General features: G+C 73.0%; 11 protein-coding genes and 1 pseudogene. 10 read left to right on the forward strand and 2 right to left on the reverse strand.

The genetic code is table 11. From position 1 onward, the window contains the following. A pseudogene (locus tag G3I65_RS29190) lies at positions 1 to 184 on the reverse strand (hypothetical protein); the annotation flags it as partial. Positions 185 to 253: 69 nt separating this feature from the next. Here G3I65_RS29190 and G3I65_RS29195 point away from each other — a divergent pair. The 4 genes from G3I65_RS29195 to pyrE all read left to right on the forward strand — a co-directional run bounded on the left by G3I65_RS29195 (position 254) and on the right by pyrE (position 4860). After that, complete coding sequence (locus G3I65_RS29195) at positions 254 to 1012, forward strand: SDR family oxidoreductase (RefSeq protein WP_166640729.1); 759 nt, start codon at positions 254 to 256, stop codon at positions 1010 to 1012. A 75-nt stretch (positions 1013 to 1087) separates the two neighbouring features. Continuing rightward, a complete protein-coding gene (locus G3I65_RS29200) occupies positions 1088 to 1822 on the forward strand; it encodes an ABC transporter ATP-binding protein (protein ID WP_166640730.1) in 735 nt (244 codons plus the stop codon). Then, positions 1822 to 4269 (forward strand): ABC transporter permease, encoded by a 2448-nt coding sequence (locus tag G3I65_RS29205; RefSeq protein ID WP_160698955.1) that lies wholly within the window; start codon positions 1822 to 1824, stop codon positions 4267 to 4269. The genes G3I65_RS29200 and G3I65_RS29205 overlap by 1 nt, the downstream gene beginning before the upstream one ends. Before the next feature lie 27 nt (positions 4270 to 4296). Beyond that, positions 4297 to 4860 carry an orotate phosphoribosyltransferase gene (pyrE, locus tag G3I65_RS29210; RefSeq protein ID WP_086856475.1) on the forward strand — a complete coding sequence of 188 codons (564 nt, stop codon included), beginning with the start codon at positions 4297 to 4299 and terminating at the stop codon, positions 4858 to 4860. A 60-nt stretch (positions 4861 to 4920) separates the two neighbouring features. Here pyrE and G3I65_RS29215 read toward each other — a convergent pair whose 3' ends face one another. After that, the gene (locus G3I65_RS29215) at positions 4921 to 5106 is read right to left on the reverse strand and encodes a CsbD family protein (protein ID WP_160698948.1); all 186 of its coding nucleotides are present in this window, start codon (positions 5104 to 5106) and stop codon (positions 4921 to 4923) included. Positions 5107 to 5267: 161 nt separating this feature from the next. Between G3I65_RS29215 and G3I65_RS29220 the strand changes: the two genes are divergently transcribed. The 6 genes from G3I65_RS29220 (at position 5268) to G3I65_RS29245 (ending at position 7773) form a co-directional block, all read left to right on the forward strand. Further along, complete coding sequence (locus G3I65_RS29220; RefSeq protein ID WP_160698949.1) at positions 5268 to 5822, forward strand: RNA polymerase sigma factor; 555 nt, start codon at positions 5268 to 5270, stop codon at positions 5820 to 5822. After that, positions 5813 to 6385: an Asp23/Gls24 family envelope stress response protein gene (locus tag G3I65_RS29225; RefSeq protein ID WP_160698950.1), complete on the forward strand. Its 573-nt coding sequence runs from the start codon at positions 5813 to 5815 to the stop codon at positions 6383 to 6385. Before G3I65_RS29220 ends, G3I65_RS29225 begins: the two co-directional genes overlap by 10 nt. Further along, positions 6382 to 6744, forward strand: a complete 363-nt coding sequence (locus tag G3I65_RS29230; protein WP_160698951.1) for an Asp23/Gls24 family envelope stress response protein — start codon at positions 6382 to 6384, stop codon at positions 6742 to 6744. Before G3I65_RS29225 ends, G3I65_RS29230 begins: the two co-directional genes overlap by 4 nt. Beyond that, entirely contained in the window at positions 6741 to 7061 is a 321-nt protein-coding gene (locus G3I65_RS29235) for a hypothetical protein (RefSeq protein WP_160698952.1), read from the forward strand. Before G3I65_RS29230 ends, G3I65_RS29235 begins: the two co-directional genes overlap by 4 nt. Positions 7062 to 7141: 80 nt before the next feature. Then, entirely contained in the window at positions 7142 to 7588 is a 447-nt protein-coding gene (locus G3I65_RS29240) for an Asp23/Gls24 family envelope stress response protein (protein ID WP_160698953.1), read from the forward strand. Positions 7589 to 7590: 2 nt separating this feature from the next. Continuing rightward, positions 7591 to 7773, forward strand: a complete 183-nt coding sequence (locus G3I65_RS29245; RefSeq protein WP_086856482.1) for a hypothetical protein — start codon at positions 7591 to 7593, stop codon at positions 7771 to 7773. Positions 7774 to 7891: the final 118 nt, after the last annotated feature.

A 7891-nucleotide genomic window follows, 5' to 3' on the forward strand; every position in this document is an offset into this window, starting at 1 on the left:
CGTCGCCGTCGAGCGTGCCGGCGTGCCGGTGGTCGACCGGCAGGGCGATGCCGTTCAGCGGCAGCGTGACGTCGGTGGGGCTCGCCAGCGCGGCGGCCGGGGTCGCGAAGAGCAGCGCGACGGGCGCCGCACCGGCGGCGACCTTGGGCAGGTAGCCGCTTTTCCGCCTGCTGTGCTTACCCATGCGGCGGACCATACTTCGCCGTCGGCTCGAACGCATGTCTGCCCGTGACCAGCGGGTATGTTCACTCACATGACCACCACCGCCGTGATCACCGGAGCCACCGCGGGCATCGGCGCGCAGTTCGCGCGCACGCTCGCCGCCGAGAAGTACGACCTGGTGCTCGTCGCCCGCGATGCCGCGCGGCTGGAAGCGTATGCCGCCGAGCTGCGGGCGGAGCACGGTGTCGCCGTCGAGGTGCTCGCCGCCGATCTGTCCGAAGTGGAGGGACGGGCCGCGGTCGAGGAGCGGCTCGCGGCCGGGCCGGTCGACCTGCTGGTGAACAACGCCGGGTTCGGGCTGAACGGCGACTTCTGGACCATCCCGCCGGACGCGCTGCAGCGCCAGCTCGACGTCAACGTCACCGCCGTGCTGCGGCTGACGCGGGCGGTGCTGCCCGGGATGATCGAGCGCGGTCACGGCGACGTCATCCAGGTCAGCAGCGTGGCCGGGTTCTTCAGCGGCCGCGGCTCGACGTACACGGCCAGCAAGAACTGGGTCACCTCGTTCACCGAGGGCATCGCCGCTTCGCTGCCGAAGGGCATCCGGATGATGGCGCTCTGCCCCGGGTTCACGGCGACCGAGTTCCACGAGCGGGCCGGCATCGGCAAACCCGGCCCGAAAATCGCCTGGCTGGGTGTCGAACAGGTGGTCGGCGAAGCGCTCGCGGACCTGCGGCGCGGCAAGGTGATCTCGGTGCCGAGCCTGCAGTACAAGGCCGTCGTCGCGATCGGCGGCCTGCTGCCGCGCGCGGTGCTGCGCCGGATCAGCGGGGGCCGCGGCCGCACCTGAGTAGGGCTGTCCCCACCCCGAAGAGGCGCGTGCGCACCAGGGTGGTCCGGGGGCTGCCTCAATAGCGTTTTCCCCATGACGACTGAGGCGGTTCGGCTCGAGGCCGTGCGCAAGGAGTACGGCGGCGTGGTCGCGCTGGACGGGGTCTCGATCTCCTTCCCGCGCGGCGGTTTCACGGCGGTGATGGGCCCGTCCGGATCGGGTAAGAGCACGTTCCTGCACTGCGCGGCGGGCCTCGACCGGCCGACGTCGGGCCGGGTCGTGCTCGACGGCCAGGACCTCGACGGCAAGAGCGAGACCTACCTGACGAAGCTGCGGCGCGACCGCGTCGGGTTCGTCTTCCAGGCGTTCAACCTGCTGCCGGCGCTGACGGTCGAGCAGAACGTCGTGCTGCCGCTGCAGCTGGCCGGGAAGCGCCCGGACAAGCGGCTCGTCGCCCGGATCCTCGCGCACGTCGGCCTCGACGGGCGTCGCAAGCACCTGCCGGGGCAGCTCTCCGGTGGGCAGCAGCAGCGCGTCGCGATCGCGCGGGCCCTGGTCGCCGCCCCGGCCGTGCTGTTCGCCGACGAGCCGACCGGCGCGCTCGACACCCGCACCGCCGCCGACGTGCTCGGCCTGCTTCGCGAGTCCGTCCGGGCCGGTGGCCAGACGGTGATCATGGTGACGCACGACCCGGTCGCCGCGTCCTACGCCGACGAGGTCGTGTTCCTGGCCGACGGCCGGGTCGCCGGCCGGCTGGCGCGGCCGACCGCGGAAGCCGTCGCCGAGCGGATGACCCACCTCGGCGCGTGGGGCCGGGTGGCGGCGTGATGTTCGGACTCGCGATGCGGACGCTGCGCCTGCGCAAGGGCGGCTTCCTGGCGACGTTCGTCGCCGTGTTCTTCGGCGCGCTGATCGTTTCGGCGTGCGGTGGCCTGATGGAGTCGGGCATCCGGTCCGAGACGCCGGTGCAGCGGCTGGCCGCGGCGCCGATCGTCGTCGGCGGGCAGCAGGCGCTGAAGCTGCCCGAGGACGACCCGGCGACCCTCGACCCCGAAGACAAGCACAAGTTCGAAAACGCGACCCTGCCCGAGCGCGTCCGCCTCGACGCGGCGCTGGCCGACCGCCTGCGCGCGGTCCCCGGTGTCACGGACGTCGTCGGCGAGGTCAGCTTCCCGGCGCAGATCGGCAGCGCGAGCGCGCTCGGGCACGCCTGGGACTCCGCCGTGCTGACGCCGTACACGCTCGCCGGTCAGCCGCCGAACCCCGGTGAAGTCGTCGTCGACGCCGGGCTCGGGCTCGCCGTCGGCGACACGCTCCCCGTCGCGGCGCACGGAGTCGTCGGCCAGTACCGCGTCTCCGGGATCGCCCGGGCGCCGCAGGCCATGCGCGACTCCGCCGTGTTCTTCGCGGCTTCGGACGCCGACCGGCTCTCCGGCCACCCGGGGCGCTTCGACACCATCGGCGTCTTCGGCGGTGACGTCGCCGCGGTGACGTCGGCCGTCGGGGACGCCGGGGTCGTGACGACCGGCGCCGACCGCGGCGCGCTGGAGTTCCCCGAGGTGAACAAGAGCGGTGAGGACCTGATCGTGCTGGCCGCGGTGTCCGGCGGGCTGTCCGCGATGGTCATGGTGTTCGTCGTCGCGGGCACGCTCACGCTGTCGACCCAGCAGCGCCAGCGCGAACTCGCGCTGCTGCGCGCGATCGGCACGACTCCGCGCCAGCTGCGGCGGATGGTGCTCGGCGAGGCGCTCGTCGTCGGCCTGCTCGCGGTCGCCGCGGCCGTCGTGCTCGGCCCGGTGCTCGGCAACTGGCTGTTCGGCCGGCTCGCGGCCAACCACGTCGTGCCGGACGTGCTGCGGTTCGAGCAGGGCTGGCTGCCGGCGACGGTCGCCGCGGGCGCGTCGCTGCTGGCCGTCGTGGCCGCGTCCTTCGTGGCCGGACGGCGGGCGTCGAAGGTCCGCCCGACCGAAGCGCTCGCCGAAGCCGCCGTCGAGCGACGCTGGCTCACGCCGATCCGGCTGGTCACCGCGCTCCTCTGCTTCGCCGGCGGGACGGCGCTGGCCATCGTCACGGTTGCCGTGATGACCGGCCCGGTCGCGGCCAGCACGGCGGGCCCGGCGGTGATGCTGTGGGCGTTCGGCCTCGCGGCGATCAGCCCGGGCGTGACGAAGCTGATGGCGACGCTGCTGCGCTGGCCGGTGCACGCGATCACCGGCGTCAACGGCCGGATCGCGCTGCTCAACACCCGCGTCGGCGCGGTGCGCGCGGCGGGCGCGGTCACCCCGATCATGCTCGCGGTCGGCATCGCGACCGCCAACATCTACCTGCAGACCACCCAGGAAGCCGTCTCGAACCAGGCGTACACCGAGGACCTGCGCGCGGACGCGGTCGTCGCCGGCCCGAGCGGGCTCGACCCCTCGGTGCTGGGGCGGGTGCGCGCGACGCCGGGGGTCGCGAGCGCGTCGGAGTACGTGACGAGCACGGTGTTCATCGAGACGCCGTTCGACTCGAACCAGGACAAGGACGGCTGGCCGGCGCTCGGCGTCAGCGAGCTGACCGGCAACGCCGTCGAGGTGCCCACGACGCTCGGCCGCCGGGTCGGCGACACGCTGTCGCTGCGGCTCGGCGACGGCGCGCCGGTGGACGTGCGGGTGACCGCGGTCGTGAGCCAGCGCGCCGGGTTCGAGAAGCTCGTGCTGCCCGCCGGGCTGCTGGCCCCGCACACGACGCTCGGGCTCGCGCCCCAGCTGCTGGTCCGCGCCGCCGACGGGGTCGACACGGCGACGCTGACCGCACGCCTTCGCGAGGCGACCGCCGGGTCGCCGGTGTTCGTCGGCGACCGGGACACGCTGATCGCGGCGCACGCGAAGGGCAACGAGATCGGCGCCTGGGTCAACTACCTGCTCGTCGGGATGATCATCGCGTACACGGTGATTTCGGTGGTGAACACGCTGGTGATGGCCACGGCCAAGCGGCGCCGCGAGTTCGGGCTGCAGCGGCTGAGCGGGTTCACCCGCGGCCAGGTGCTGCGGATGGCAGGCGTCGAAGGCGGGCTGATCGCCACCATCGCCGTGCTGCTGGGGACGGCGACCGCGGCCGGCGCGATCGTGCCGTTCTGCCTCGTGGTGAGCGGCTCGGTGCTGCCGACCGGCCCGCTCGCGGTCTACCTGGTGGTGCTCGCGATCGCCGTGGTGCTCTCGCTCGTCGCGATCCTCGTCCCGGCCTGGGCGGCGACGCGCGGGCGTGCGGTCGACGCCACATCCATCGGTGAGTGAGGACGGCCGTGTGTAAGACTCTCGGCCGTGGCGAACCCCGGGTTGGATCAAGCGGCGAAACTCGAACTGGCCAGGCTGGTCACCGATCTTTCCGTGGTGCACGGAAAAGTGACCCTGGCGTCCGGCAAGGAAGCCGACTACTACATCGATCTCCGGCGGGCGACGCTGCACCACGCGGCCGCGCCGCTGATCGGCAAGCTCCTGCGCCAGCTGACGGCGGACTGGGACTACGTGGCGGCCGGCGGCCTGACCCTCGGCGCCGACCCGGTCGCGCTGGCGATGCTCCACTCGGCGGCCACCGACGGCGTCGTGCTGGACGCGTTCGTGGTCCGGAAGTCGGTCAAGGAACACGGCATGCAGCGCCGCATCGAGGGCATGGAGGTCCGCGGCCAGCGCGTGCTGGCGGTCGAGGACACCTCCACGACCGGCGGCAGTGTGCTCGAAGCCGTCGCGGCCCTGCGTGAGGCGGGCGCGACCGTGATCGGCGTGGTGACGGTGGTCGACCGCGACACCGGCGCGCGCGAGGCCATCGAGAAGGAAGGCCTCGAGTACCGGTACATCCTCGGGCTGGACGACCTCGGCCTGAACTGAGGCCCGGGTCGTGAGTGTTCAGTCGGGTTCTAACCCGACTGAACACTCACGACCGCCGGCTCACTTCTTGAACAGGTCCTTCGCGGCGTCCTTCACGTTCTCGACGGCGCCCTTGAGCCCGGCCTTCGCCTGGTCGGCCTGCCCCTCGGCGCGCAGCTGCTCGTCCCCGGTGGCGTCGCCGGCCGCTTCCTTGGCCTTGCCACCCAGCTCCTCGGCCTTGTTGCCGATCTTGTCGCCCAACGACATCGGGCACCTCCTCCTGCGGCGGCACCCCGGCGGGGCGCCTGGTGCCGGGAAGACCACCGGGGCGCGCGATCGGCACGGACTCGCCCCGGTGACCACCGTCACCCACAATCGGTGCGTGACGATTTCCGCTCGCCGGTGTCCTCCTCCCGAGAGGAGGTGCCGTGACGACCGCCGCCACACCGCTTGACGACGCGACCCTCGTCGGCCGCGCCCGGGACGGCGACGTCCGGGCGTACGAGCAGCTCGTGCTGCGCTACCAGGGCCCGATGTTCCGGCTCGCCGTGAAGATGCTCGCGAACCGCGGCGACGCCGAAGACGTCGTCCAGGAGGTGTTCCTCAACGCCTGGCGCAAGCTCGGCCAGCTCGGCGAGGACGCCGCGTTCGTCGGCTGGCTCTACCGCGCGACCACGAACCGGTGCCTCAACGCGATCCGCGCGCGCCGGCCTCAGGCCGACGTCGACCTGGACGCCGCCGAGTCGCCGAGGACCGATCTGCAGCCGGAACGGGCCGCCCAGGTGAGCGAGCAGCTCTCGGCGTTGACCGCGGCGCTCGCGGAACTGACGCCCGAGCAGCGGGCGTGCTGGCTGCTGCGTGAGGTGCACGGCCGGTCCTACGAAGAGATCGGCGAAGCCGTCGGCGCGAACGCGACCGCGGTCCGCGGCCGGATCGCGCGGGCCAGGGCCCAGCTGGCGGAGGTGATGAAGCCATGGCGATGACGGAGTACGAGCTGCCCTGCGAACGCGATGTCGAGCAGGTTTGGGAGCGGCTCGACGCGGTCGGCGCCGGGCTGGCCGACGAACACGAACTGACCTGCCCGCACTGCCGGGCCGCGCGCGAAAGCCTGCTGGCGCTGCGCGAGGCCACCGAGGAGCTGGTGGCCGACGACGACGTGCCGTCGCCGGACCTGTTCGGCCGGATCATGTCGGCCGTGCGGGCCGAGGTGCGGCGCGACCGGATGGTGGCGCTGCCGACCCCGGAACCCGGGTTCGTCGAGATCAGCGAACAGGCGGTGGCGGCGGTGCTGCGGTACGCGGCCGACACGGTCGACGGCGTCCGGGCGCGGCGCTGCCGCGTGCGCACCGGCGCGGACGGGGTCGTCGAAGTCGAACTCACCCTCGCGGTGAGCCTGCGGAACGCCACGGGCGGTGAAGCGTTGGCGAAGGTGCGAGAGCGGGTGACGGCGGCGGCCGCGGCCCGGGTGGGCCTGACGCTGGCGAAACTCGACCTGCTCGTGGCCGACATCTATGCCGAAGACACTGCGGGGGAGTCAGGGGAATGAGCGTTGACTACGTGGTCGCCGACCCGGTGATCGCCAGCGTCGCGGCACGGGCGGCGATCGCCACACCGGGGGTGGTGCGCCTCGAACCGGGCCTGCGCGGCCTGGTCACGGCGTGGACGCGCGCGGCCCGCCAGCGCTGGAAGGGCCTCGACCCGGCGCCGGCGGACGGCGTCCGGGTGCGCACCGCGGACGGCCGCGTGACCGTGCACGTCGACCTGGTGACGGCGGCGGCCGACCAGGCGGCGGCGGTCGGCCGGGCGGTCCAGCGCTCGGTGACCCGGTTCGTCACCGAGCAGACCGGGCTGGTCGTCGACGAGGTGTCGGTGTCCATCATGGACATCGAGCCGGCGGCCCGGTGACCGCGGCCGAAGCCGTCGAGCGGATCGTCGGCGCCCTGAAGGAGATCGACGGCCTCCGCCCGGCGACGCCGGTTTCGCCGGAGACGACGTGGTTGCCGGTGGACTGGGAAGGCATGGCCGTCGACCTCTCGGCCGAAGTCGTCCAGATCCGCCTGATCGCCACCCGGCTGCCGATTCCCCCGTTGCTGGAGCGGGCGGCGGAAGCCGTGCGCCCGGTGCTGGCGGGTACGGAATGGGAAAAGGCGCGGCTGCGGCTGGTCGTCACCGACCTCGACGGCGCCGCGTTCGCCGGAGACCCACGTCACACGAACGGGTAAGTGACGATCTCCTCTCCGCTGGGTCCTTACCTACGAACCAGGCGAAAAGCCTTGGGGTACCGGACATCCAGGGAGGACCCATGACCGCGACGGCCGAGAAGAACACCGTGGCCACCACGACCGAGAGCGCCCTCGTCACCAAGCAGGGCACCACGACGATCGCCGACACCGTGGTCCAGAAGATCGCCGGGCTCGCCGCCCGCGAGGTCACCGGCGTCCACGACCTCGGCGGCGGCGCGGCCCGCGCGCTGAGCGCCATCCGCGACCGCATCCCGGGCGCGTCCGCCAGCGTCGGCCAGGGCGTCTCGGTCGAGGTCGGCGAGAAGCAGGCGGCGGTCGACCTGCAGATCCTGGTGGAGTACGGCGTCGCCATCGCCGACCTCGCGCGGGCGGTGCGCCGCAACGTGATCACCGCGATCGAGCAGATGACCGGGCTGGAGGTCGTCGAGGTGAACATCAACGTCAACGACGTCCACCTCCCCGGTGACGACGACGAGCAGCCCGTCGCTTCGGACCGGGTGCAGTGACGATGAACGCGACGCTGCTCGGCCTCTTGTACGGACTGGCACTGGGTTTCGCGGCCGCGTTCGGCGGGTTCGGCGCGTTCGTGGCGGTGTTCGTGCTGGGCGGGCTCGGCCTGCTGGCCGGGCGCTGGCTCGACGGCAAGCTCGACCTGTCCGCCCTCGTGGGCGCCGCCCGCGATCGGAGGTAGCCGTGGAACGCGGAGTGACGACCGTGGCCCCGCGGGCGGTGCGGCGCATCGCCGCGCACGCCGCCCGCGAGGTCGACGGCGTCGGCGGGGAGGTCGGCGCGGAGGCCACTGTGGACGG

The sequence above is a fragment of the Amycolatopsis sp. SID8362 genome, from assembly GCF_010550475.1.
GTDB classification, from domain to species: domain Bacteria; phylum Actinomycetota; class Actinomycetes; order Mycobacteriales; family Pseudonocardiaceae; genus Amycolatopsis; species Amycolatopsis eburnea.

Coding starts and splice junctions, on each gene's coding strand:
- G3I65_RS29225 (WP_160698950.1), top strand. CDS start 5,813: ATGGCGATGACGGAGTACGAGCTGCCCTGCGAACGCGATGTCGAGCAG.
- G3I65_RS29205 (WP_160698955.1), top strand. CDS start 1,822: ATGTTCGGACTCGCGATGCGGACGCTGCGCCTGCGCAAGGGCGGCTTC.
- G3I65_RS29195 (WP_166640729.1), top strand. CDS start 254: ATGACCACCACCGCCGTGATCACCGGAGCCACCGCGGGCATCGGCGCG.
- G3I65_RS29245 (WP_086856482.1), top strand. CDS start 7,591: ATGAACGCGACGCTGCTCGGCCTCTTGTACGGACTGGCACTGGGTTTC.
- G3I65_RS29240 (WP_160698953.1), top strand. CDS start 7,142: ATGACCGCGACGGCCGAGAAGAACACCGTGGCCACCACGACCGAGAGC.
- G3I65_RS29230 (WP_160698951.1), top strand. CDS start 6,382: ATGAGCGTTGACTACGTGGTCGCCGACCCGGTGATCGCCAGCGTCGCG.
- G3I65_RS29215 (WP_160698948.1), bottom strand. CDS start 5,106: ATGTCGTTGGGCGACAAGATCGGCAACAAGGCCGAGGAGCTGGGTGGC.
- G3I65_RS29200 (WP_166640730.1), top strand. CDS start 1,088: ATGACGACTGAGGCGGTTCGGCTCGAGGCCGTGCGCAAGGAGTACGGC.